This window comes from Micromonospora chalcea, assembly GCF_028768405.1.
Classification (GTDB): Bacteria; Actinomycetota; Actinomycetes; order Mycobacteriales; family Micromonosporaceae; genus Micromonospora; species Micromonospora chalcea.
In genome coordinates, this window is the sequence record NZ_CP118233.1 from 6,774,772 (window position 1) to 6,799,566 (window position 24,795).

The following is a 24,795-nucleotide window of genomic DNA, read 5'->3' on the forward strand; positions in this document are numbered from 1 at the left end:
TCAGCTATGGGCAGGATGATGTTGACGCGGTATGTGCGGTCACCTAACCTGCGAATGACTCACAACTACATAGACACCATTCGAACCTGCACGGGAGAGACTCCGTTCATTCGGAGCGCCGAAGGAGCAAACTCCCAAGAAACTCTCAGGCCCCATTACCGTGCAGGCGAGGTAACTCTGGAAAGCAGACGACCGTCGTCTCACCCACGGTGCAAGCCGCTGACGCAGCGGTGAAGCTCTCAGGTCAATGACAGAGCGGGAGGCAACCGACCGATCGACGCCGCGTGCGTCGGGACGAGGAGCGCCCCCGTGCACCAGGACCCTGCGGCTCTGCTCCGCTCACCTCTGCATGCATCGCACATAGAACACGGAGCTCGATTCACCGACTTCAGCGGCTGGCGGATGCCGCTCCGCTACGGAAGCGAGCTCGCTGAGCACCGCGCCGTACGCGAACAGGCCGGCCTCTTCGATCTCAGCCACATGGGTCAGCTCGAGGTGACGGGGCCGGAGGCCCCGACAGCGCTGGACTACGCTCTGGTCGGACATCTGTCTGCCGTACCGATCGGCGGCGCGCGCTACACCATGCTCTGCGACGCCGCCGGCGGAGTGCTGGACGACCTCGTTGCCTATCGCCTCGCATCGCACCGGTACCTGCTGGTCGTCAACGCCATCAACACACGCGTCGTCTATGAGGCCATCAGGACCCGTTGTGCGGACTACGCGGCCTGGGCCGCCGACCGCACGAACGAGCGGGCGATCATCGCGGTGCAGGGGCCGAGCGCCGCCCCCATCGTGGAAGCCCTGACCGGTACGGGACTCACCCGACTTCGCTACTACACCGCAGCGCTACTGGATATCGACGGTCGTCCAGCCGTCGTCGCTCGTACCGGCTACACCGGCGAAGACGGCTTCGAACTGCTCGTACACGCCGAAGACGCGGTCCGCACGTGGGAAGCAGCGCTTGTGGCCGGTCGGCGTCACGGCTTGACGCCCACGGGGCTCGCGTGCCGCGACACCCTCCGCATCGAGGCCGGAATGCCGTTGTACGGCGCAGAGATCGGCCGTGACGTCACCCCGTTCGATGCCGGGCTGGGGCGGGTGGTGTCCTTCGTCAAACCAGGCGACTTCGTCGGACGAGCCGCACTGGCCGAGGCCCACAAGAGCGGTGTCACCCGTCGGCTTGTCGGCCTCGTCGCGTCCGGGCAGAGAATTCCCCGAGCGGGCCAGCAGGTGGTGACGCTGACCGACGACGGCCACGGCGCTGATCCGGTCGGCCTCATCACCAGCGGCGCCCCTTCACCCACATTCAAGCGGCCGATCGCGATGGCCAGCATCCGTGCCGGCACTGGCGACAGCATCCGGCTGGCCGTGCAGGTCCGGGGGACCACCGAGCCGGTCGAGATCGTCCCTCTTCCGTTCTACCGTCGTCCGCGGTGATCCGCGGCCATTCCTTGCGAGGGTTCAGCGTCATGAACGTACCGGAACACCTGAAGTACAGCCCCAACCACGAGTGGGTCAACGACTCGGTTCAGCCGGCCGAAGTGGGCATCACCGCTTTCGCCGCCGAAGCGCTCGGTGATGTCATCTACGTGGAACTGCCCGAGCCGGGGAGCCAGCTCACTGCCGGTGACGTGTGTGGAGAGGTCGAATCCACGAAGTCGGTCGCGGAGCTGTACCTCCCGGTCAGTGGAGAGGTCGTCGCCGTCAACGAGGCGGTCATCGCCGATCCGGGCCTGATCGGCGCCGATCCGTACGGCAAAGGCTGGCTCCTGCGGGTCCGGTTGGCGCAGGTGCCTTCCCTGATGTCGCCGGACGAGTACCGCGCCTTCTCCGACGAGTCGCGGTAGGCCCCGATGGCAGCCATCGACGATGATCTGGCCGACCTCGACCCCGCCGTCGCCGAGGCGATCGGCCGGGAGCTACGCCGGCAGCACGAGACCTTGGGCATGATCGCCTCCGAGAATCTCGCGCCCCGAGCCATCCTCCAGGCGCAGGGATCGGCCCTCACCAACAAGTACGCGGAGGGCTACCCGGGGCGGCGCTACTACAGCGGATGCGAGCATGTCGACGACATCGAACTCCTGGCGATCGACCGGGCCAAGCGGCTGTTCGGCGCCACCTACGCGAACGTGCAGCCGCACTCCGGATCGCAGGCGAACGCCGCCGTGATGGCTGCTCTGATCCAGCCGGGTGACACCATCCTCGGGCTCGACCTCGCTCACGGCGGTCATCTGACCCATGGCATGCGCATCAACTATTCGGGGCGGCTGTACCGGGCCGTGAGCTATCGGGTAGGCGCCGAGAACCACCTGATCGACATGGATGAGGTCCAAGAACTGGCGCGCGAGCATCGGCCGAAGCTGCTCATCGCCGGTTGGTCGGCCTACCCTCGAACGCTCGACTTCGCCCGATTCCGGCGGATCGCCGATCAGGTGGGTGCATACCTGCTCGTAGACATGGCCCATTTCGCCGGGCTGGTCGCGGCCGGCCTGCATCCCAACCCGGTGCCTCACGCCCATGTCGTCACCCTGACCACGCACAAGACCCTCGGCGGCCCTCGGGGCGGCGCCATCCTCAGCGCGTACACCGATCTCGCGCGGAGGCTGGACTCGGCGGTCTTCCCAGGCCAGCAAGGTGGTCCGCTGGCGCATGTCGTGGCCGCGAAGGCGGTGGCCTTCCGGATCGCCGGAGAACCGCAGTTCCAGGATCAGCAGCGGCGAGCCCTGACCGGAGCGAAGATCGTTGCTGATCGTCTCTGCGCCGCCGAGGTCGCGAAGGCCGGCATCCGGGTGGTCAGCGGAGGCACCGACGTGCACCTGGTGCTGGTCGACCTGAGCCACGCGGATCTCGATGGCGCGCAGGCGGAGCGGCTGCTGCAAGGCGTCGGCATCACCGTCAACCGTAACGCCGTGCCGTTCGACCCCCGCCCGCCGATGGTCACCTCCGGGCTACGGATCGGCACCTCCGGTCTCGCCACCCGAGGGTTCTCCGAAGCGGACTTCATGGAGGTGGCCGACATCATCGCCGCTGCTCTGACCGCCAGGGAGGCTGACACGTCGCTACGCACGCGGGTGGCTCGCCTCGTCGATCGGCACCCCCTCCATCCCGGCCACACCTCCTGACCGTACGGGGAACCCGAGCTTCCGCGGGTGGTAGATCGCTTCGTCACGCTCTGCTGCCTGAGGGCGACGACAGCCCCGAGAAAGGACCCCAATTGCCGAACAAGCTGTTGCTGTTGGCAGCCGGCAGTCACCGACTCCGGAGAATCGTCGCCGGATCCCCCCTGACCCGGGGTGTGGTGCAACGGTTCGTTGCCGGCGAGGTGAACGATGAGGCGATCGCAGTGGCGCGGCGCATCGTCGAATCCGGGATGCGGGTGACGATCGACCATCTCGGCGAAGGAACGACGACAGTCGAGCAGGCCGCCGCCGTACGCGACGCGTATCTCAGCCTGCTCTCCGAGATGCGGATGCCCGGTACGTCCGAGGTGTCGGTGAAACTGTCGGCGCTCGGTAGCGCGCTGCCCCACGACGGTCGCCGACACGCGTATCGGCTGACGCGCGACATCTGTGCCGCTGCGGCTGCCGCCGGCGCCACGGTGACCCTCGACATGGAGGATCACACCACGGTTGACCTGACGCTGTCCGTGCTGGACGAACTGCGTACCGAATTTCCCTGGGTGGGCGTGGCGCTGCAGGCGTGCCTGCACCGTACCCCGGCGGACTGCCAGCGCCTCGCGTACGCAGGGAGCCGGGTGCGCCTGGTCAAGGGAGCCTACGCGGAGCCGGCGTCAGTGGCATATACGCGACGGCGTCAGATCGACGAGGCATTCGACAGGTGCCTGCGGATCCTGATGCAGGGCCAGGGCTATCCCATGGTGGCGACCCACGATCCCCGCCTGATCGACAGCGCCATCGGGCTCGCCCGCGCCGGTGGCCGGAGCACCACCGATTTCGAGGTCCAGATGCTGTACGGCATCCGCGCCAACGAGCAGAGGCGGCTTGCGGGGGAGGGGTACCGCGTGCGGGTGTATCTGCCGTATGGACAGGACTGGTACGCATATTTCACCCGCAGGCTTGCCGAGAAGCCCGCGAACCTGCTCCTCCTGGCTCGATCCTTCAAGCCTGGCGCCGCCGACTGAGCGCGACGCGGAGCTTCCGGCATCGTTCGCCGCGGACCAGGCAGCCATGGGCGGTCACGCGGAACCGAAGACCGTCGTCCGTGGCGATGACAGGAGCATGCGCGCGATGATCAGTGTTTTCGATCTTTTCAGTGTCGGTATCGGGCCGTCCAGCTCGCACACGGTCGGGCCGATGCGGGCGGCTCGTACGTTCGTGGCGGGTTTGAAGGCTGACGGGCAGCTGGCCGATGTGGCGCGGGTGCGGGCGGAGTTGTTCGGTTCGCTCGGTGCGACCGGTCACGGGCATGGCAGTGACCGGGCGGTGCTGTTGGGGCTGGAGGGCGAGGTTCCGGAGACTGTCGACACCGACTCGGTGGGGCCGCGCGTCGAGCGGATCCGCACCCAGCGGCGGCTCGACCTGTTCGGCAGTCAGGGGGTCGACTTCGACCCGGACACGGATCTGGTGCTGCACCGCCGGCGGTCGTTGCCGTACCACCCGAACGGGATGACGTTCGCGGCGTACGACGTGGCCGGGAACGAGGTGCGGACGCGCACGTACTACTCGGTGGGTGGCGGGTTCGTGGTGGACGAGGCGGCCGCCGGGGCGGACCGGATCAAGGCGGACAGCACCCGTGTGAAGCACCCCTTCCTCACCGGCGCGGAACTGCTCACCGTCACCACCGGCACCGGGCTGTCGATCAGTGAGGTGATGCTCGCCAACGAGGTGTCCTGGCGTAGCGAGGCGGACGTGCGGGCGGGGTTGCTGGAGATCTGGCGGGTGATGCGCGAGTGCGTGGAGAGCGGCTGCACCCGTGACGGCGTACTGCCGGGTGGGTTGAAGGTCCGGCGGCGCGCGGCGGAGATGCGGCGCGGCCTGGAGGCGGAGACCGGTAGCGGGGATCCGCTGCGCGCGATGGACTGGGTGACGTTGTTCGCGTTGGCGGTCAACGAGGAGAACGCGGCGGGTGGGCGGGTGGTCACCGCGCCGACGAACGGGGCTGCCGGGATCATCCCGGCGGTGCTGCACTACTACACCCGGTTCGTGCCGGGCGCGTCCGAGGAGGGCGTGGTGCGGTTCCTGCTGGCGGCGGGCGCGATCGGTGTGTTGTTCAAGGAGAACGCGTCGATCTCGGGTGCGGAGGTGGGCTGTCAGGGTGAGGTGGGTTCGGCGTGTTCGATGGCGGCGGCCGGGCTGGCCGAGGCGTTGGGCGGTACGCCGGAGCAGGTGGAGAACGCCGCCGAGATCGGCATGGAGCACAACCTGGGGCTGACCTGCGATCCGGTGGGTGGCCTGGTGCAGATTCCGTGCATCGAGCGCAACGCGGTGGCCAGCATCAAGGCGATCACCGCGGCCGGCTGGCGTTGCGGGGCGACGGGGTGCACCACGTGTCGTTGGACAAGGTCATCAAGACCATGCGGGAGACCGGCGCGGACATGAAGGTCAAGTACAAGGAGACCGCGCGGGGCGGGCTCGCCGTCAACGTCATCGAATGCTGAGGGCACCTCCGCGCCGACCGTGATTCGCCGTGCGCGAGATCAGTCGTCGCCGGCGAGGTCGGCAAGCGTGATCGGCTGCATCAGCGTACGAGACGCATGTCCCTGAAGATCCACCGAACTCACCGGCCGGGCCGCTTCTCGGGCGGTGAGGCATGCTGTGGCGTAACCACATGTTCGCCCCTGGCACCAGCCCATGCCAGCGCGGGTCAACAGCTTCGTGCCCCGGGCATCGCCCGCGGACAGTTCACGCACCGCCTGCCGAACAGCGCCTGCCGACACCTCCTCGCACCGACAGACGAGCGTCTGGTCGTCACACAGGTCGGGCCAGAACGCCGGCACGGGATGAACCGCGTGCAGAGCCGCCGCGAAACGACGCAGTCGACGCCGGATCCGTAGCAGCCGGCTGCGCTCACCCGCACGCAGCGGCTCCGCACGGCCGAGAGACCGGGCGATCGCGTCCCCGGCGAGGTGCCCTTCCACGAGCGCCAGCTTCGCCCCGCCGACGCCGGTCACCTCGCCCGCTGCATACACGCCCGGTACCGAGGTCGCTTGATCCGGCCCGATCCTCACCACGAGACTGCCGTCGCGGTCCATGAATGTCTCGCATCCCAGGGCGACAGCCACCTCCACCTGCGGGGTGAAGCCGAAGCCGACGGCGAGACCGTCGCAGCCGACGTGTCTCTCGCTGCCGGGCACCACCGAGCCCAGCGGGCTGATCGCCGCCACCGTCACCCCGGTCAGCTGCTCGTCGCCGTGCGCGGCCACCACAGCCGTACGCCGCCGATACGGCACCCGACGGCGCAGCATGCGCCAGCCGTACCGGCCTGCCTCGGTCAACTTGCTCGCTGCGCCGAGAACCGCACCGACATGCCGTGCGTACCGGACAGGGTCGTTCGCCTCGTACACGCCGACCACCGTGGCGCCGGCGTCGGCCAAGCCGGTCGCGACCGGCAACAGAAACGGTCCGGTACCCCCGACGACGACGCGTCGCGCGAACACCACCCCTTGACCCTTCAGCAGGGCCTGAGCTCCACCTGCGGTGACCACCCCCGGCAGATCCCACCCTGGAAAAGGGACAACCCGGTCATGAGCTCCGGTGGCGATGACGAGTCGCCGGCCGTACACGACCGTGGAGTGCGTGTGGACGGCGAACTGCGGACCGACGTCGTCCGGGCGAGACTCGACGAACCACAGTGCCGCGTCGGGGTGGTGATGGAGCTGGTCGAACCGTGCGCGCAGACCGGCGAAGACCGCCCAGTCCGTGTGGCTGTGGGCATCCGCTCCGGATCGGTGCCGCCAGTACTGTCCGCCGGGACGCGGCCCGGCATCCAGGACGGCCACCCGGCAGCCGGCGTCGGCCGCCGTGACCGCCGCGGCCAGACCGGCCGGTCCTGCACCGATCACCACCAGGTCGTACGTGCTCATGTCCTCTCCCGCCGCTCGTCCTGAGGTTCGATCACGTCACCGCTGCGGGCGACCACCAGACAGGCCCGCTGCGACGGCACACCGTTGACCGTGACGAGACAGTCGAAGCACACGCCGATGCCGCAGAAGACCCCCCGGGGTCGCCCTTCGACGCGTGTGCTCCGCCAGGATCGGATCCCGGCGGCCAGAAGAGCCGCGGCTACGCTCTGCCGCCCGTCGTGAGGGATCGAACGGCCGTCAAAGGTGAACATGGTGACGCTCCGGTGCGAACGGTCGTAGATCTACATGCGGGCGGCGGTCGGTCAGCAGTGCCGCGATGGCGTGCCCGGTCGCCGGGGCGAGGCCGATACCGGCGCCCTCGTGGCCGGTGGCATGGTAGAGCCCCGGCACGTTCTTGTCCGCGCCGATGATCGGCAGGTGGTCCGGACTGTACGGCCGGAAACCCCGGTAGGCGCGGATCGCGGAGACGCCGGCCAGGATCGGGAACAGGCGTATCGCAGCCGCTGCGAGCCCTCTCAGCGCCGGCAGAGACATGGCCGGGTCGAAGCCGACATGCTCCCGGCTGGACCCGATCAGGATCGTGCCGGCGCGAGTCCCCTCCACCACCGGGGAGATCTCCAGCCCAGCGGTGCTGCGCTCGACGTTCGCAACGTAGCCGGCGGCGTAGACCTTGTGCCGCACGAGCTCTGGCAGCGGCTGGGTGACCAGGACGAAGCCACGTCGAGGCAGGATCGGCAGTTCGACGCCCGCCAACGCGGCGACTCTGCCAGCCCATACGCCGGCGGCGTTCACCACCCTGGTCGTTGACAGCACGCCATGATCAGTCCGCACAGCTCGAATCCCCCCGGTGCCGTCCCGGAGCAGGCCGACGACGCAGGTGCCGGTCAGTACCGTTGCCCGGGCCGCACGGAGCAGGTGTGCGGCGGCGAGCATGGGCTGGACCTGCATGTCCTGGGGATAGTGCACCGCACCGACGAGATGGGGGGACAGGTGCGGCTCGTAGCCGGGCAACTCATGCGAGGCGACGGCGTGCGCCTCGACGCCCGCAGCACGCTGGCGGTCCGCGAACGCCGACAGCGTGTCGTGCTCTGTCGCCGAGGCCGCCACCACCAGTCCGCCCTTACGCTCCAGTTCGATCTGCGCATCGCCCACCGTCTCGCCCAGTTCGCGCCACAGCGCGACGGAATGAAGCGCCAGGCTGAGTTCCGGTCCGGGTGATTTGTCGGACAGGAGGATGTTGCCTTCGCCGGCCCCGGTGGTGCCGGACGCGACGCCCGCCCGGTCCACCACTGTCACCGTCAGGCCGGCCCGGGCGGCGTAGTAGGCGCAGGCGGCACCGGTCATCCCGGCGCCTATCACCACCACGTCGGCGCCGGCGTCGATCACGACGACACCCGGTGCATCCATGCCTCGATCTCGTCGGGACGTCGAGGTAGCCCGGAGGAGAGGACTCGACAGCCGTTGTCGGTGACGAGAACGTCCTCCTCGATCCGAATCCCGATTCCGCGCAGCTCAGCCGGAACCAACTCGTCGTCAGGCTGGAAGTAGAGGCCGGGCTCGACAGTGAGAACCTGGCCGGCAGCCAGCCGTCCGTGCAGGTAGCTGTCAGCGCGGGCAGCCGCGCAGTCGTGGACGTCCAGACCGAGCATGTGGCCTGATCCACACAGCGTCCACCGCCGGTAGAGCCCAGACTCCTCGGTCAAGGCGCGTTCCGGCGACACAGGCAGCACGCCCAGGTCGGCGAGGCCGTACGCCAGCACGGTCATCGCCGCCTGATGGAACGCACGCCAGTCGGCGCCCGGCTTGAGGCAGTCCAGAGCTGCGTCGTTCGCCTTCAGGCACAACTCGTAAAGATCGCGTTGCAGCGGACTGAACCGGCCGGACACCGGTAGAACCCGAGTGATGTCTGCCGTGTAGAGCGACCTCGTCTCGGCACCGGCGTCGAGCAGCAGCAGGTCCCCGTCGCGGACCGCGCCGTCGTTGTCGATCCAGTGCAAGGTGGCGGCGTGCGCACCGGCGGCCACGATCGAGTGGTATCCGACGTCGTTGCCCTCCAGGCGGGCTCGCTGCCAGAACACCCCCTCCAGGTAACGCTCGGACGTACGCTTCGCCATCGGCAAGGCACGCACCATGTCCTCGAAACCGCGGGTGGTGATGGCTACCGCCTCTTCCAGCTGGCCGATCTCCCAGTCGTCCTTGACCAGCCGCATCTCATCCAGTACCGCGGCGAACTCCAGGTCGCCCGGCCCCGCGGCGTCGGCCGTCAGCCCATCCACGTGCACGTCGACTCCACGCAGCACGCGGGTCGGAACGCCCCGCCCGGACAGAACCGATTCCAGCTCGGCCAGATGACGGGTCGTCACAGCCAGCCGCCGACGGCTCTCTCCCAAGGTGGGCCGGCGTCCGGCCCACAGTTCCCCGTACATCCGGTCACGGAAGAACTCGGGCGTGCTCCGGTCGGATCGGGGGCGAAGATAGAGCATCTCCTCGCCGTCCGGCTCGATGACCAGGACCCCGTCTGAGGACTGGTCGCCGGTCAGCCAGACATAGGCAGAATGCGGGCGGAACCGATAGTGCTGGTCATTGGAACGCCTCTTGAAGCTTCCGGCCGGGACGACGAGCCGTTCCCCGGAGAAACGGCCGTGCAGCTGTCTCCGGCGCGCCGCGGCCCAGCCGGCGACCTCGTCGACCTGTGTGACGTACTGCTCGCTGTCCGCCCACCCGGAGAGCATGAACTTCTCCAGCGCGGGGCTGACCGGCAGATCATGACTACCGGTGTGCAGGTCGACCCGTTTCATGCGGCCTCCTCGGCGGGATTGGGTGGGGGAGTGCAGAGGGTGATGGTGCGCAACGAGGTGTAGAAGTCCAGTGCGGCTGTGCCCTGTTCTCGAGGGCCCTGGCTGGACGCCTTCTCACCGCCGAACGGCGCATGGAAATCGACTCCGGTAGTGGGCGTGTTGACCCGGATGAGACCGGTGTCGACGGCCCGGACCACCTCGAACAACCGGCCGATGTCGCGGCCGTGGACGGACGTCACCAGCCCGTACCGAACATGGTTGACCAGAGCGGCCGCGGCGGGCAGGTCCGGCACGGTGAAGATGCTGGCCAGCGGGCCGAACGTCTCCTCGCACGCGACCGGATGGCCGGGGTCGACCGAATCGAGCAGCACCGGCGCCACATAGAGGCCGTCACCCGGGGACGTGAGACGGGTGAGAACCCGGCCTCCTGCCGCGCGGGCTGCCGCGACGCCGTCCAGAACTCGACGGCGCGCGGCGTCGGTGATGACGGGACCTACTGCGACGCCGGCATCGGCCGGGTCGCCGACGCGTAGCCCCGCCACCGCGGCCACCAGGGCTTCGGTGAGCGCGGTGGCATCGCCCACCACGATGATCCGCCGGGTCGCGGTGCACTTCTGGCCCGCATATCCCATGGCGGCACCTGCCAGCATCGTGGCAGTGGTGGCAGGGTCGGCGTCCGGCAGCACGACCGCGGCGTTCTGTCCGCCCATCTCCGCCTGAACCGGCAGCCCGGCGCGAACGGCGGCGGCGGCGACACCCCTGCCGACCGTCGCGGAGCCGGTGAAGGACACGACGTCAGCCGCTTCGACGACGGCCTGTCCGGTGTCCGCCCCTCCCGGCACGACATGGAGCAGATCGTCGGGCAGCAGCCCGTCGAACAGGCCCGCCACCAACTCGCCGCAAGCCAGCGCCTCGGGTGACGGCTTGAGCAGCACTCCGTTACCAGTGGCGAGGGCCGGTGCGGCCTTCCACAGGGGGATGGCCAGTGGAAAGTTCCACGGCGTGATCAGACCGGCCACGCCCCGCGGCCGACGTTCGGTGAACAGCAGTCCCGGCTGATTCGCCGGCAGCGTCGGCGCCAGCAGGTCGCCGATCGCCGCGAAGCAGGACTGTGCGTAGTAGTCGAGGATCGCAGCGGCCCGGCTGACCTCGGCGTTCGCCTCCACGACCGGCTTGCCCACCTCACGGACGATCAGGGAAGCCGCTTCACCGGCCCGAGCCCGCAGCCGGTCCGCCGCCCCGCTCAGGGCAGCGGCGCGGCCGGAGGGATCCCGACGGCGCCAGGCGTCCTGCGCGACACGGACCGAATCGGCGAGCTTCCGCACCCCATCAGGAGTGACCGGGGCACGCTCCGCGACTACATCGTCCGGCTTCTGAGGAGAACGGCTCTGAATGAGACTCACAACATGAATCCCGCCGGGAAAGGATCCTCGGGGTCGAGGAAGAACTGGGCGGTACCGGTAAGCCACGCCCGCCCGGTAACTGTCGGCACCACCGCGGGCCGACCGGCGACGGTGGTCGTATCGACCAGCCGACCGGAGAACCGGCTGCCGATGATGGACTCGTTGACGAATTCTTGTCCGAGGGGGAGCAACCCGCGGGCGTGGAGCTGCGCCATCCTCGCCGACGTGCCGGTCCCGCAAGGGGATCGGTCGAACCAGCCGGGATGGATGGCCATGGCGTGGCGTGACAACCGGGCGGTCGCCCCCTCCGCCGTCAGGTAGACGTGGTGGCATCCGGCGATGTGCGGCTGTTCGGGGTGCACTGGCCGGGCGGTGTCGTTCACGCCTCTCATGACACTGAGGCCCACCTCCAGCAGCCGTTGTTTGTCCGTGCGATCCAGTCGCAGGCCCAGCTCCGGCAGGTCGACGATCGCATAGAAGTTGCCGCCGAACGCGAGGTCGTAACGGACGTGGCCGTAGCCGGGGACGTCGACCAGCGCGTCCTGTTCCACCAGGAAGGAAGGAACGTTCTGGATGGTGACAGCGGTGGCGCGGCCCTGCTCGATCTTGACAGACGCCACCACCAGTCCGGCCGGCGTATCGAGGCGGATCGTGGTCACCGGCTCGGTGACCGGCACCATCCCGGTCTCTGCCAGTACGGTAGCCACACCGATCGCACCGTGTCCGCACATCGGCAGGCACCCCGACACCTCGATGAAGACCACACCGACATCGGCGTCCGGGCGGGTGGGCGGCTGGAGGATCGCACCCGACATGGCGGAGTGCCCGCGCGGCTCGTACATCAGAAACGTGCGCAGGTCATCGCGGTGGTTCGTCAGGTACTCCCGACGTTGCGCCATGGTGTCGCCCGGCAGGAGCGGCGCGCCTCCGGTCACCACCCGGGTGGGCATTCCCTCCGTGTGGGAGTCGACGACGTGAATGACGCGGCTGCTGCGCATCAGCGGTGCCCTGCCGCGAGCAGCCGTTCGGTCGTGGCACGGATGACCTCGGCGTCGGCGGGGGCCAGTGGCTGGCGCGGCTGGCGCGTGAAGCCACCGGGACGACCGGCGACATCCATGGAAAGCTTGATCGCCTGAACGAACTCAGTGCGCGAATCCCAACGGAGCAGCGGATGCAGTGCCCGGTAGAGGAGGACGGCCGTCCTGAGATCACCCGCCGTCGCGGCCTCGTAAAGACGAACGCAGCTCGCCGGAATGGCGTTCTGGTAACCGCCAATCCACCCCACCGCGCCCGCGATCAGGAATTCGAGCGCGACGTCGTCCGCGCCGGCGAGGATGTCGAGACCAGGCGCCGTCTCGGCGATCTGGTACGCCCGGCGGGCGTCGCCGCTGAACTCCTTGACCGCGACGATCAAACCTTCGTCGTGTAGACGCCGCAGCAGGTCGGGTGTCAGGTCCACCCTCGTGTCCATCGGATTGTTGTAGGCGACGATCGGTAGACCTGCCTTCGCCACCTCGCGGTAGTGGGCCAGCACTGCTGCCTCGTCAGCGCGGTACGTCGTCGGTGGCAGCAACATGACGGCCGGGCAGCCTTCCTCCGCAGCCTGCTCGGTCCAGCGCCGTGCCTCGTCGGCACCGTAGGCCGAGACGCCTGGTACGACGGCGAACCCATCAGGGGCGGCTTGCACCGCCGTTCGCACCACCGAAGCCCGTTCCTCGCTGCTGAGCGCCTGGTATTCACCGAGGGAACCGTTGGGGACAACGCCATGGCAGCCGTTGTCAGCGAGCCACCCGACATGTGCAGCGTAAGCATCGAAATCGATGCCCTGGTCGGCGTGGAACGGTAGAGCGGTCGCTACGAGAACCCCACGCCACGGCGCCATTTCCATGCGGCCTCCATCGGTAATATGTTACACAGCACCATAGTGGCTGCGCCCGCCCCGTCAAGAGGTGCAATCGGCCCGCCCCTGGCACGTTCGAGGTCAGTCGATGACGTGCTGAGGGCGTGACCGCATGCGATGGCGGGCCGGCTGCTGCCGGCGAGCACAGTAGGTGTGGCCCGAGGTGCCATGCTGGCGGTCGGGGGCGGCAGCATGGCATGTCGGACGTGCTAACAGACCACGTTGGTCCTAGTCTTCACGACGGGCCGCCCAGATGCCTCGGACGTGCCGCAAGTGGTGCTGCATCAGGCCGACCACGGCCTCACGGTCACCCCCGGCGATGAGCTCGATCAACTCGAGATGCTCGTTCGCGGAGTCGACCAGCCCTCCACTCTCCACCAGCGCGTCGAGGCCGTACAAACGGGTGTGATTGCGCAGGTCGGCAACCGTCTCGACCAGCCGTTGATTCCCGGCGGCACGCAACAGTGTCAGGTGGAAGGCGTTGTCCGATTCGATGTACGCCACCAGGTCCCCACGTCCGGCAGCAGAAACGATGTTGTCCGCCAACCTCCGCAGTTCCCGCACCTGCGGTTCCGACAGTCTGCCTGTCTGGTCGGCCACCACCGGAATCTCGAGAAGCTCCCGAATCTGAGTGATTTCGTCCAGATCCCGCTCACTGAGGGCCTTGACGCGGAACCCCTTGTTCTTGACGATCGAGACCAAGCCCTCCTTGGCCAGGTCGAGGATCGCTTCGCGAACCGGCGTGGGCGAGACGCCGAAGCGTCCGGCAAGCATCGGGACGGAGTAGGTCGAATCCGGCCTCAAGCTGCCAGCCACGATAGCCGCGCGCAGGGCGTGCGCTACGTCCTCGCGTAGGCTCTGCCGACTCTGAAGCGGGTTCAGGTCCAGCGTGGATGCGGCAGCGCTCGCATCGCCAGTCCGCTGGTTGCCTTTCACAGTTGCATCCGCTCCGGTCCCGTCGAGCCAACCCTGAGAACAAGGCCGCCCCCCCGGGGGCCCGCCCTTCATCCCTGCTGACGGCGGCCCTGTCCCTCAGTGCCACTGTCAACCACCGCGCCGATCTCGGAGCCTACCCAGTGGGTATCGTCTCGACATCTACCGGGCGGCGGCCGGTGGGTCGCAGCCTGCTGGCGTCCCCCTCGGGCTTGCCGTGCCCGCGGGGCCGGGAGTGGGAGCGGCTCAGTTTCGCTCCTGGCTGTGGCGGCCTGAACCGAGGCGGGCCGGCTCTGGTCGTACCCCGCGCCCGGCCCAGCAGACATGACCAGGAGGCCGTCGCAGGCGGGACCTGCTGGCCGACCTCGCCCTCGGGCTCGTCCGCGCAGACCGGCCAGTTCCCGGACGAAATGGCCGGGAACTCGCCCTGCTTCGGAGGCCGCCACGCCGTCTCCGTCCGGCTGACGGCGCGGGCCGCGGCGGAGCCGATGCCCGCGACCGCACGCTCCAGTGCATCGACCGACAGCGTCGGCGTGGTGAGGGCGATCGGGATCAGCTGGTCAGGTCGGCCCATTGGAAGCCGTTACGCAAGGGTTGTCCGCCGATGTGCGTTGCGGGGATGGGGGATCTGGTTGGCGAGGGCGTACTCCTGCGGGAAGCGGCAGCGGTAGTAGGCGTCGCCGTGGTTGTACTGGCCCTGCAGGCGACGGTCGCAGGCGGCGCAGTAGATGAGGCCGCGGAAGACGTACGGGTTGCGGGTTCCAGCCATGATGCCGGTGTGGGCCATGGCCACGTCGTCGACGACCCGGGTCACACCGTTCATTCGACGGACCCGGCCCTGACGAAGCGGTCAGTGGCCAGACCCGGCACCGGTCAGCCCGCACCGAGACCGTCAACCGGCGAGGCGGGCCAGGCCTCCCATCTTTACCGCGGTGAACACCGCGGCGGCCAGCGCCACGTCGGAGAGCAGCATCAGCCCGATGGCGTAGGAGCCCTGCGACCCGTACACCCAGCCCATGACCAGAGGTGGCACGAACCCGCCGAGCCCGCCGGCGGCCCCGACCAGCCCGGTGACCGCGCCCACCTGGTCGGCGGGGGCGACCTTGCCGACCAAGGCGAACACCGCGCCGCTGGCTGCGCCGAGCAGCACCGCCATGCCGAGCAGCGCGACCGTGGCGACCGGCATCAGGGCCGGCTGGAAGGCCTGCACGACGGCGAACCCGGCCACCCCGGCGAAGCACCACACCAGCACCGGCACGGGGTGCAGCCGGTCGGAGAGCCAGCCGCCCGCCGGGCGGGCCAGCACGGCGAGCACGACGAACCCGGCGGTCCGCAGCGCACCGTCCGCGGCGTCGAGCCCGTAGGCGGTGCGCAGGTACGCCGGCAGGTACACGCTGAAGGCCACGAACCCGCCGAACCCGACCGCGTACAGGAAGCACAGCTGCCAGGTGACGGTCAGCCGGGCGACGCCGGCGAGCCGCTGCCAGGCCGACCCGGTGGGCCGGGCCGGGCCCGGCGCGTCGCGCAGCAGCAAGAACGACAGCACCGCGTACGCCGCCAGGATCGCCGCGACCAGCAGAAACGGGGCCCGCTCCCCGTAGGTGTCGGCCAGCCGGACGGTGGTGAAGTTGGCGATCGCCGTGCCACCCATGCCGACACCGAACACGCCGATGGCGAAGCCGCGCCGGGCCGGCGGATACCAGCCGGACACCAGCGGGACGCCGACGGCGAAGGCGGTGCCGCCGATGCCGAGGAAGAAGCCGGTCACGATCAGCGCCGGGTAGGAGGAGACCGTGGTGAGGGTCAGCACCGGCACGATGGTGACGACGGTGACCAGCGGGAAGACTACCCGGGCCCCGTACCGGTCGGTGAGCGCGCCGACCGGGATGCGGCCCAGCGAGCCCACGATCACCGGCACCGCGACGAGCAGGGACTGCGCGGCGAAGCCGAGCCCCAGCCGTTCCTTGATGCCGGGGCCCAGCGGACCGAGCAGGGCCCATGCCCAGAAGTTCACCAGGAAACCGAGGGTGGCCACGGCTAGCTGGAGGGCGGCGCCGGAGGTGGCCTCGGGACGCCCGACCGGGGCGGTGGACCCGGCTTGGTCACGGATGCTGGTCATCGTTCAACTCCGTCAGGATTGTCGTGCTGCTGTCGCGGCGTCAAAGGGGAATGCGGCGGTCCGCTTCACCGGTACGAGCCTCGCTCGAGCCAACCCACCCCGGCAGGGCCGGAAGACCCGGCCAGGAGGACGTCCCCACCTGTCACGGCAGGGTGAGCAGACCGACCGGGGTGCCGGGACGCCAACCGGGCGGCACCACGGCCAGCGCGTCGGCGTCCGCCGCCGCGCCCAGGTATCCCGGGTGCGCCCCGTCGACCAGCCGCACGCCCCGCGCGCCGCGCCGAACCGGCACGATCCGGGTGTTCCGCTCGTCGAGGCGCAACGGATCGGTGAGGACGGCGGTGTCCAGATCGGCCGGCGGCCGTCCGGCCAGCCCGGTGAGCAGCGGGTCGATCAGGGTGAGCGCGGCGACCAGCGCCGCGTACGGGTTGCCCGGCAGGCCGACGATCCACTGGGCCCCGGCCTGGGCCAGGATCTGTGGGTGCCCGGGCCGGCACCGCACCCCGTCCACGTGCGCCACGGCCCCGAGGTGCCGCAGCGACGCGTGCAGCCCGTCCGCCGGGCCGACGGAGGACGCCCCGCAGACGACCGTCACGTCTGCTTCTCGCGTGCTGTCCGCGATCGCCTCGGCGAACCAGTCGGGCTGGTCGCCGACCATCCGAGGACCCAGGAGGTCCGCTCCCCAGGCGGACAGCAGCGGGGTCAGCATCGGGCCGATCGCGTCCCGGACCCTGCCCCACGGGGGACGGCCGGCGTGGATCACCTCGTCGCCGCTGATCACCAGGCGGGCCCGGGGTCGGGCCCGGACGGTGAGGTGGTCGAGGCCGACGCTCGCGGCCAGCCCCAGCACCGCCGGCGTGACCGGCGAACCCGTCGGCACCAGTTCCTGACCGCGGGCGGCGTACTCGCCCGCGCTCCGGATGTGCCGACGGTCGCCCGGCACCGCCCGCAGGACGTCACCGATCCGGTCGGCGATCTCGTAGGGCACGACCCGGTCCGCCCGGGCCGGGACGGGAGCGCCGGTGGCCACCTCTACGGCGGTCCCCTCGACCAGGGGCGCGACGGCGTGGGTGCGACCGGCCAGGATCCGGCCGACCACCCGCCACGGGCCCGGACCGCGCACCGCGTATCCGTCCATCGCGGAGTTGTCGAACCCGGGCAGCGGGACCGCCGCGACCAGTGGCGCCGCGAGGGTCCGGCCGGCGGCGGAGGCCAGCGGTACCGACTCCGCGGGCAGGGGAGCGGGGAGCCGGTGGGCCAGCGCCCGCGCCGCGGCCCACTCCGTCGCGGGTCGGGACGAATGGTGACTGTCGGTGTGGTGCGGTGCGATGGTCACCGGTGGTTCCTCCCTGCCGGGACGTCGGGCTGCCCGTTCGCCGGAGGCAGCCGGTGGCGGTCTCCGGGCGGTCGAGGCGGCGGTGGTCACCGGCGCGAGCGGGTCCGACCGCCGCGCGGGGTGGGCAGCCGGGGCGGCCCCTCCCATCCGGGGCGGGTCGGCCGCAGTCCGGGCCGGTCGTCGCGGCTGCGATAGACGACGTAGGGTCGGGTGGCGTAGCCGACCGGGGCGCTGAACGCATGGACGAGGCGGGTGAACGGCCAGAACGCGAAGAGCGCGAAGGCGGCCAGGATGTGGATCTGGAAGCCCACCGGGACGTCGGCCATGATCCCCGGATCCGGGCGGAGGTAGAACAGCGACCGGAACCACGGGGAGATGGTCTCCCGGTAGTCGTAGCCGGTGCCGGCGACGTTGGCCCGCACCGTGGCCCAGAGGCCCAGCACGATCACCCCCGCCAGCACCACGTACATCGCCTTGTCGTTGCGGGTGGTGGCGGCGAAGACCGGCCCGGTCAACCGGCGGCGGGCGATCAGGATGCCCAGCCCGATCAGGGTGCAGAAGCCGGCTACCGTGCCGATGAACACGGCCATGAGGTGGTAGGTGTGCTCGGTGACGCCGACCGCCTCGGTCCAGGACTTCGGGACCAACAGGCCACCGATGTGTCCGATCAGGACCATCAGTACTCCGAAGTGGAACAGTGGGCTGCCCCACCGCAGGATGCTGCTCTCGTAGAGCTGGGAGGATCGGGTCGTCCAGCCGAACTTGTCGTAGCGGTGGCGCCAGATCAGGCCGCCGACGAGGATCGCGATCGACAGGTACGGGTACACCACCCACAGCAGGATGTTCATCGGCGTCCTCCAGTCGTGTCGACCAGTCCGAATGGTTCGAGTCCGACCTGCTCCACCGGCGGCCCGATGCGGGCCAGCCGGGCGGCGGCGGCGATGTCCCCGGGCTGGGCGGGCGGCAGCATCTCCCGGACGGCGGCGACGGCCTGCCGGTACACCGACTTCTCCCGCGCCAGCGCCTCGACCAGCAGGTCGAGGCCGACGCGGTTCTCCCGCAGCAGCCGCCACCCGTCGTCGTCGGCGGCGGCCAGGTCGAGGACAGCGGGCAGGAAGTCGGGCAGCTCGCCGTCGACGACGGTCAGTCCGGCCGCCTTATACGCGGCGGCGAAGTCGACCAGCGCCTCACCCCGGCGACGGGTGTCGCCGCAGGTGTAGTAGGTCAGGTGCAGGCAGCAGCGGCGCCGGAAGTCGAACACCTCCACGTAGGCGGTCCGCAGGTCGACCGGCGCGTCGGCTTCCCGGTGGGCGACCACCTCGCGCAGCGGCCGGGCGACCTCGGCCGGCAGGCCGTCGAGCGCGGCCCGCACGGTGGGCAGCGCGGCGAGGACCTCCTCTTCGGGATAGCGCAGCAGCAGGGACGCCGCGCGGGCGGCCACCGCCCGCCAGGTCGGCTGGCTCACCGGTTACCTCCGTCGACGGGTGCGGATTCGTGGCTGCGGGGCGGGAAGAGACCCTTCGGGCTGCCCTTGCCGTCCCAGTTGAGCAGGTTGACCCGGCGGGGTTCGTCGCCCGGATCGGTGAAGCCCTCCGCGGTCTGCCGGTCGCGCAGCATGTGGAAGGTCTCCACCTGGACCGGCATCGGCGTGCCGGAGGACTCCCCGAAGGGCCCCTGGCCGTACGGGCCGCCGCCGCCCATCCCGGGGCCGCCCTCGTAATCGAGGCTGCACTCGGTGGCGATCTTCTCCAGCCGGTGCGCGTCCTCGGCGTGCGCGGCGGGGATGACGTACCGCTGCTCGTACTTGGCGATGGCGAGCAGCCGGTACATCTCGTCCATCTCCGCGCCGGTCATGCCGACCGCGGCGGCGATGGACTCGTCGCGCTCCTCGCCCAGGTTGATCCGGCGCTGGTAGGCGCGCATCGCGGCGAGCCGGTTCAGCACCCCGCGCACCGGCTCCGGATCGCCGGCGGTGAAGAGCTCGGCGAGGTACTCCACCGGGATGCGCAGCGCGTCGATGGCCCCGAAGAGGTTGCCGGCCTCCTCCGCGTCGTGGCCGGTCTCGCGCAGCGCGTCGGCCACCGGCGACAGCGGCGGGATGTACCAGACCATCGGCATGGTCCGGTACTCCGGGTGCAGCGGCAGCGCCACCTCGTAGCGCATGATCAGGTCCCAGATCGGCGAGCGCTGCGCGGCGTCGATCCAGTCGTCCGGGATGCCGACCTCGCGGGCGGCGGCGACCACGGCCGGGTCGTGCGGGTCGAGGAAGACCGACCGCTGCGCGTCGTACAGGTCGTGTTCGTCGGCGATGGCGGCGGCCTCGGCGACGCGGTCGGCGTCGTAGAGCATCAGCCCGAGGTAGCGCAGCCGCCCCACGCAGGTCTCGGAGCAGATGGTGGGCTGGCCGATCTCGATGCGCGGGAAGCAGAAGGTGCACTTCTCGGCCTTGCCGGTGCGGTGGTTGAAGTAGACCTTCTTGTAGGGGCAGCCGGTCACGCACATCCGCCAGCCCCGGCAGCGGTCCTGGTCGACCAGCACGATGCCGTCCTCGGCCCGCTTGTAGATCGCCCCCGACGGGCAGGAGGCCGCGCAGGACGGGTTGAGGCAGTGCTCGCAGATGCGCGGCAGGAAGAACATGAAGGTCTTCTCGAACTCCTGCTTCACCTGGCCGGAGACCTTCGCCAGCACCGGGTCACCGGCGGCGATCTCGTTGCCGCCGGCGAGCGAGTCGTCCCAGTTGGCGCTCCAGGTAATCTTCGTATCCTGGCCGGTGAGCAGCGACTTCGGCCGGGCCACCGGGGTGTCCTCGCCGGCCGGCGCGTTGATCAGGTGCTCGTAGTCGTACGTCCACGGCTCGTAGTAGTCCTGCATGGATGGCAGCTTCGGGTTGGCGAAGATGCTGAACATCTTCTTCACCCGGCCACCGGAGCGTGGCTTGAGCTTGCCGGAGCGGGTCCGCACCCAGCCGCCCTGCCAGCGCTCCTGGTTCTCGTAGGTGCGCGGGTAGCCCTGCCCGGGGCGGGTCTCCACGTTGTTGAACCAGACGTACTCGACGCCGGAGCGGTTGGTCCACGCCTGCTTGCAGGTGACCGAGCAGGTGTGGCAGCCGATGCACTTGTCGAGGTTCATCACCATCGCCATCTGTGCCATGACCCGCATCAGTACTGCACCTCCTGGGAGCGGCGGCGGATCACGGTGACCTCGTCGCGTTGGTTGCCGGTCGGGCCGAGGTAGTTGAACGCGAAGGACAGCTGCGCGTACCCGCCGATGAGGTGGGTGGGCTTGACCAGCAGCCGGGTCAGCGAGTTGTGGATGCCGCCGCGCCGGCCGTTGGTCTCCGACTTGGGCACGTCGATCACCCGTTCCTGGGCGTGGTACATGTAGACCGTGCCCTCGGGCATCTTGTGCGTCACCACGGCCCGGCAGACCACCACGCCGTTGCGGTTGACCGCCTCGATCCACTCGTTGTCCCGGACGCCGATCTTCGCCGCGTCGGCCTCGCTCATCCACATCGTCGGTCCGCCCCGGGACAGCGTGAGCATGATCAGGTTGTCCTGGTACTCGGAGTGGATGGACCATTTCGAGTGCGGGGTGAGGTAGCGGACGGTGATCTCCAGCTCCCCGTTGCGGCCGAGTCGCGGTTCGCCGAAGAGCTTGTGCATGTCCAACGGCGGCCGGTAGATCGGCAGCGCCTCGCCGGCCTCGTGCATCCAGTCGTGGTCGAGGAAGAAGTGCTGCCGGCCGGTGAGCGTATGCCAGGGCTTGAGCCGCTCGGTGTTGATGGTGAACGGGGAGTAGCGGCGGCCGCCGTGCTCGCTGCCCGACCACTCCGGGCTGGTGATCACCGGCACCGGGCGGGACTGGGTGTCGGCGAAGGTGATCTGCTTGCCCTCGTGCTCGGCCGCCAGGTCCGCCAGGCGTACCCCGGTGCGCTTCTCCACGTCCCGGAAGCCCGCGGTGGCGACCCGCCCGTTGGTGGTGCCCGACAGCGCCAGGATCGCCTCGCAGGCGTGCGTGTCCTTCGCCAGCGACGGCCGCCCGTCCGCGGCGCCGCCGCGCACCTCACCGTTCTTGTGGCGCAGATACTCGACCTCCGGCCGCACGTCGACCGAGAAGCCCTTGCCGGTGGTGCCGAGGGTATCCATCAGCGGCCCGAGCGCGGCCATCTTGTCGGCGATCGCGCCGTAGTCCCGCTCGACCACCACCAGTTTCGGCATGGTCCGGCCCGGCACCGGGGTCTCCCCGGTCGCCGCCCAGTCGCGGACCCGGCCGTGCGGGGTCGCCATCGCGTCCGGGGTGTCGTGCAGCAGCGGCGCCGCGACCAGATCCTTGCGTACGCCCAGCCGCGGCCCGGCGAGAGTGGAGAACGCCTTCGCGATGCCGTGTAAGGCGTCGAAGTCGGTCCGGGTCTGCCACGGCGGGTTGATCGCCGGGGTGAAGGCGTGCACGAACGGGTGCATGTCGGTACTGCTCAGGTCGTGCTTCTCGTACCAGGTGGCGGCGGGCAGCACGATGTCGGAGAAGAGCGTCGTGGAGGTCATCCGGAAGTCCAGGCTCAGCAGCAGGTCGAGCTTGCCCTCCGGGGCCTCCTCCCGCCAGGTCACGTCCTTGGGCCGCAACTCCTCCGGCGCCTCCTCGGCGCGCAGGTTCGCGTCGGTGCCGAGCAGGTGCCGCAGGAAGTACTCGTTGCCCTTGGCCGACGAGCCGAGCAGGTTGGCCCGCCAGACGGTCAGCACCCGTGGCCAGTTCTCCGGCGCGTCCGGGTCGGTGCAGGCGAACTTCACGTCGCCCTCGCCGAGCCGCTCGGCCACCCAGCCCGTCGGGTCGTCCGGCCGGGCGGCGAGGGCCTCGTCGGCCAGGTCGAGCGGGCTGCGGTCGAAGGTGGGCATCGACGGCATCCACCCCGAGCGGGCCGACTGGGCCAGCAGGTCCATGGTGTGCTTGCCGGCGAACGCGCCGGTGCCGGTGGGGGAGGAGACCACGTCGGCGGAGTAGGTGTCGTAGCGCCACTGGTCGGTGTGCACGTACCAGAAGGCGGTGCCGATCATCTGCCGGGGCGGGCGGACCCAGTCCAGGCCGAACGCGAGCTGCGCCCAGCCGGTCGCCGGGCGGCACTTCTCCTGCCCCACGTAGTGCGCCCAGCCGCCGCCGTTGACCCCCTGGCAGCCGGTGAGGGTGACCAGCGCCAGAATCGCCCGGTAGGTGGCGTCGGAATGGAACCAGTGGTTCGTGCCGGCGCCGAGCAGGATCATCGACCGTCCGCCGGAGCGGTCCGCGTTGTCGGCGAACTCCCGCGCCACCCGGGCCACCTGCGCCGCCGGCACGCCGGTGACCGGCTCCTGCCACGCCGGCGTGTACGGCGCCTCGACGTCGTCGTACCCGGTCGGCCACTGGCCCGGCAGGCCGTCGCGGCCCACCCCGTACTGGGCCAGCACCAGGTCGAAGACGCTGGTCACCAACTGGCCCCGCACCGTGCGGGTCGGCACGCCCCGGCGCAGCGTCTGCGGGGTGTCGGTGTCGAACCGAGGCAGCTCCACCTCCACCGCGTCGCCCGCCCCGAGGCAGGTCAGCGCCGGCTCCAGGTCGCCCAGGTCCAGGTTCCACTGGCCCTGCTGCTCGCCCCAACGGTGGCCGAGGCTGCCCCGCGGCACGGCGGGAGCGTCGGTGGCCGAGTCCCAGAGCACCGTCCGGAAGGCCGCCTCCTTGTCCGTCTCGCCCAGGTCGTCGGCGGTGAGGAACTTGCCCGGCCGGTACGCCCCGTCGGCACCCGGCTCCAGGGTGACCAGGAACGGCAGGTCGGTGAACCTGCGGACGTAGTCGACGAAGCGCGGGGTGCGCTGGTCGACGAAGAACTCCTTGAGGATGACGTGCCCCATCGCCATCGCCAGGGCGCCGTCGGTGCCCGGCTGGGCGGGCATCCACTCGTCGGCGAACTTGACGTTGTCGGCGAAGTCGGGGCTGACCACCACGACCTTCTGCCCCCGGTAGCGCGCCTCGGCCATCCAGTGTGCGTCCGGCGTGCGGGTCACCGGGACGTTGGAGCCCCACATGACGAAGTAGGAGGCGTCCCACCAGTCCCCGGACTCGGGCACGTCGGTCTGGTCGCCGAAGACCTGCGGGGAGGCCACCGGCAGGTCGGCGTACCAGTCGTAGAACGACAGCATCGAGCCGCCGAGCAGGGACAGGAACCGGGCGCCGACGGCGTGCGACACCATCGACATGGCCGGGATGGGGGAGAAGCCGGCGACCCGGTCCGGGCCGTACTCGGCGATCGCGTGCACGTGCGCGGCGGCGACCATCTCCTGGGCCTCGTCCCAGGTGATCCGCACCAGGCCGCCCTTGCCGCGGGCCTTCTGGTAGCGGCGGCGTCGTTCCGGGTCGGCCTGGATGTCCGCCCACGCGGCCACCGGATCACCGAGGCGGCCCCTGGCCTCCCGGTACATCTCCACCAGCACGCCCCGCGCGTACGGGTAGCGGACCCGGGTGGGGGAGTAGGTGTACCAGGAGAAGGCGGCACCCCGGGGGCAGCCCCGAGGCTCGTACTCAGGCCGGTCCGGTCCGACGCTCGGGTAGTCGGTCTGCTGCTGCTCCCAGGTGATGATGCCGTCCTTGACGTACACCTTCCAGGAGCACGAGCCGGTGCAGTTCACTCCGTGTGTGGAGCGCACCACCTTGTCGTAGGACCAGCGATCCCGGTAGAAGGCGTCCGCCTCCCGGCCGCCGATCTGGTGCAATGTCCTGCCGTCGGCGGAGACCTCGGCCCGGCGTACCAGGCCGCCCACCGCCAGCAGCGCCCGCCCCGCACTATCGGTGGCTCGCGACATACGCCTCATTCCTTCGATAGATGGCCGTACTGCCCCACGTTCTCGACAGATGCGCCGGAGTGCAACCCCGAGCGAGGGCGTAATGGCCATGGTGCCGACGTACAACCTCGGGAAACCGGGCCGAAGGTCCCGAGATCATCGGCTTTGAATCTGCGGGTTCGCGGCGGGACTTCGGGCCCGGTCGGGCGGTCACCGGCAGGGCACGGAGCGGGGCCCGGCCGTCTCGGCGTCACCGTCCGGGACGCCCACCCTCACCCGCGAGGCGCTCGCCGGGCAGGTCCGGGACCGGGGGCCACTGTGGAGCGTGTTCTTCCTGGTGCCGGTCGGGTGGGGCGCCGCGCTGGGCGGCCTCGACGCGGGCAGACCGAGGACGTGCTCGACGCCCTCTACGACCTCCGCGAGACCGTGCCGGTCAAGACCACCGAGGCGCACCGCCGGTA

19 protein-coding genes, 2 pseudogenes and 1 riboswitch are annotated in these 24,795 nt (G+C 70.0%); of the genes and pseudogenes, 6 read left to right on the forward strand and 15 right to left on the reverse strand.

From position 1 onward, the window contains the following. Positions 1–81: 81 nt before the first annotated feature. A riboswitch (glycine riboswitch) is annotated at positions 82–171 on the forward strand. 138 nt (positions 172–309) lie between these two features. From gcvT to PVK74_RS30740, 5 genes and pseudogenes are all read left to right on the forward strand, one after another. Continuing rightward, a complete protein-coding gene (gene gcvT, locus PVK74_RS30720; protein WP_274477840.1) occupies positions 310–1,437 on the forward strand; it encodes a glycine cleavage system aminomethyltransferase GcvT in 1,128 nt (375 codons plus the stop codon). After that, positions 1,434–1,847 carry a glycine cleavage system protein GcvH gene (gene gcvH / locus PVK74_RS30725; protein ID WP_425799718.1) on the forward strand — a complete coding sequence of 138 codons (414 nt, stop codon included), beginning with the start codon at positions 1,434–1,436 and terminating at the stop codon, positions 1,845–1,847. Before gcvT ends, gcvH begins: the two co-directional genes overlap by 4 nt. Positions 1,848–1,853: 6 nt before the next feature. Further along, entirely contained in the window at positions 1,854–3,122 is a 1,269-nt protein-coding gene (gene glyA / locus PVK74_RS30730; protein WP_274477841.1) for a serine hydroxymethyltransferase, read from the forward strand. 92 nt (positions 3,123–3,214) lie between these two features. Next, the gene (locus PVK74_RS30735; RefSeq protein WP_043325427.1) at positions 3,215–4,141 is read left to right on the forward strand and encodes a proline dehydrogenase family protein; all 927 of its coding nucleotides are present in this window, start codon (positions 3,215–3,217) and stop codon (positions 4,139–4,141) included. 106 nt (positions 4,142–4,247) lie between these two features. Continuing rightward, positions 4,248–5,617, forward strand: a pseudogene (locus PVK74_RS30740) (L-serine ammonia-lyase). Positions 5,618–5,656: 39 nt separating this feature from the next. Here PVK74_RS30740 and PVK74_RS30745 read toward each other — a convergent pair. The 15 genes from PVK74_RS30745 to PVK74_RS30815 form a co-directional block, all read right to left on the reverse strand. After that, a complete protein-coding gene (locus tag PVK74_RS30745) occupies positions 5,657–7,042 on the reverse strand; it encodes an FAD/NAD(P)-dependent oxidoreductase (protein ID WP_274477842.1) in 1,386 nt (461 codons plus the stop codon). Next, the gene (locus tag PVK74_RS30750; RefSeq protein ID WP_073827198.1) at positions 7,039–7,293 is read right to left on the reverse strand and encodes a (2Fe-2S)-binding protein; all 255 of its coding nucleotides are present in this window, start codon (positions 7,291–7,293) and stop codon (positions 7,039–7,041) included. The genes PVK74_RS30745 and PVK74_RS30750 overlap by 4 nt, the downstream gene beginning before the upstream one ends. Beyond that, on the reverse strand, positions 7,280–8,449 hold the full coding sequence (locus tag PVK74_RS30755) for an NAD(P)/FAD-dependent oxidoreductase (RefSeq protein ID WP_274477843.1): 1,170 nt from the start codon (positions 8,447–8,449) through the stop codon (positions 7,280–7,282). The genes PVK74_RS30750 and PVK74_RS30755 overlap by 14 nt, the downstream gene beginning before the upstream one ends. Next, the gene (locus PVK74_RS30760; RefSeq protein WP_043325422.1) at positions 8,425–9,840 is read right to left on the reverse strand and encodes an aminopeptidase P family protein; all 1,416 of its coding nucleotides are present in this window, start codon (positions 9,838–9,840) and stop codon (positions 8,425–8,427) included. Before PVK74_RS30760 ends, PVK74_RS30755 begins: the two co-directional genes overlap by 25 nt. Then, positions 9,837–11,243 (reverse strand): aldehyde dehydrogenase family protein, encoded by a 1,407-nt coding sequence (locus PVK74_RS30765; protein WP_043325421.1) that lies wholly within the window; start codon positions 11,241–11,243, stop codon positions 9,837–9,839. The genes PVK74_RS30760 and PVK74_RS30765 overlap by 4 nt, the downstream gene beginning before the upstream one ends. Further along, a complete protein-coding gene (locus PVK74_RS30770) occupies positions 11,240–12,241 on the reverse strand; it encodes a proline racemase family protein (RefSeq protein ID WP_043325420.1) in 1,002 nt (333 codons plus the stop codon). Before PVK74_RS30770 ends, PVK74_RS30765 begins: the two co-directional genes overlap by 4 nt. Further along, positions 12,241–13,131 carry a dihydrodipicolinate synthase family protein gene (locus PVK74_RS30775; protein WP_043325419.1) on the reverse strand — a complete coding sequence of 297 codons (891 nt, stop codon included), beginning with the start codon at positions 13,129–13,131 and terminating at the stop codon, positions 12,241–12,243. Before PVK74_RS30775 ends, PVK74_RS30770 begins: the two co-directional genes overlap by 1 nt. 240 nt (positions 13,132–13,371) lie before the next feature. Further along, positions 13,372–14,079 (reverse strand): GntR family transcriptional regulator, encoded by a 708-nt coding sequence (locus tag PVK74_RS30780; protein WP_128137433.1) that lies wholly within the window; start codon positions 14,077–14,079, stop codon positions 13,372–13,374. 580 nt (positions 14,080–14,659) lie between these two features. Beyond that, positions 14,660–14,899, reverse strand: coding sequence for a recombinase zinc ribbon domain-containing protein (locus PVK74_RS30785; protein WP_064447293.1), 240 nt, complete (start codon positions 14,897–14,899; stop codon positions 14,660–14,662). Positions 14,900–14,968: 69 nt separating this feature from the next. Then, entirely contained in the window at positions 14,969–16,195 is a 1,227-nt protein-coding gene (locus tag PVK74_RS30790; RefSeq protein WP_274477844.1) for an MFS transporter, read from the reverse strand. 142 nt (positions 16,196–16,337) lie between these two features. Beyond that, on the reverse strand, positions 16,338–17,531 hold the full coding sequence (locus PVK74_RS30795; protein ID WP_064447295.1) for a molybdopterin molybdotransferase MoeA: 1,194 nt from the start codon (positions 17,529–17,531) through the stop codon (positions 16,338–16,340). A gap of 86 nt (positions 17,532–17,617) precedes the next feature. Then, a complete protein-coding gene (narI, locus tag PVK74_RS30800; protein WP_064447296.1) occupies positions 17,618–18,379 on the reverse strand; it encodes a respiratory nitrate reductase subunit gamma in 762 nt (253 codons plus the stop codon). Further along, complete coding sequence (gene narJ, locus PVK74_RS30805) at positions 18,376–18,996, reverse strand: nitrate reductase molybdenum cofactor assembly chaperone (RefSeq protein ID WP_064447297.1); 621 nt, start codon at positions 18,994–18,996, stop codon at positions 18,376–18,378. The genes narI and narJ overlap by 4 nt, the downstream gene beginning before the upstream one ends. Then, the gene (narH, locus tag PVK74_RS30810) at positions 18,993–20,690 is read right to left on the reverse strand and encodes a nitrate reductase subunit beta (RefSeq protein WP_064447298.1); all 1,698 of its coding nucleotides are present in this window, start codon (positions 20,688–20,690) and stop codon (positions 18,993–18,995) included. Before narH ends, narJ begins: the two co-directional genes overlap by 4 nt. Then, entirely contained in the window at positions 20,690–24,355 is a 3,666-nt protein-coding gene (locus tag PVK74_RS30815; RefSeq protein ID WP_274477845.1) for a nitrate reductase subunit alpha, read from the reverse strand. Before PVK74_RS30815 ends, narH begins: the two co-directional genes overlap by 1 nt. A 193-nt stretch (positions 24,356–24,548) precedes the next feature. Here PVK74_RS30815 and PVK74_RS30820 point away from each other — a divergent pair. Beyond that, a pseudogene (locus PVK74_RS30820) lies at positions 24,549–24,787 on the forward strand (radical SAM/SPASM domain-containing protein); the annotation flags it as partial. Positions 24,788–24,795 lie beyond the last annotated feature (8 nt).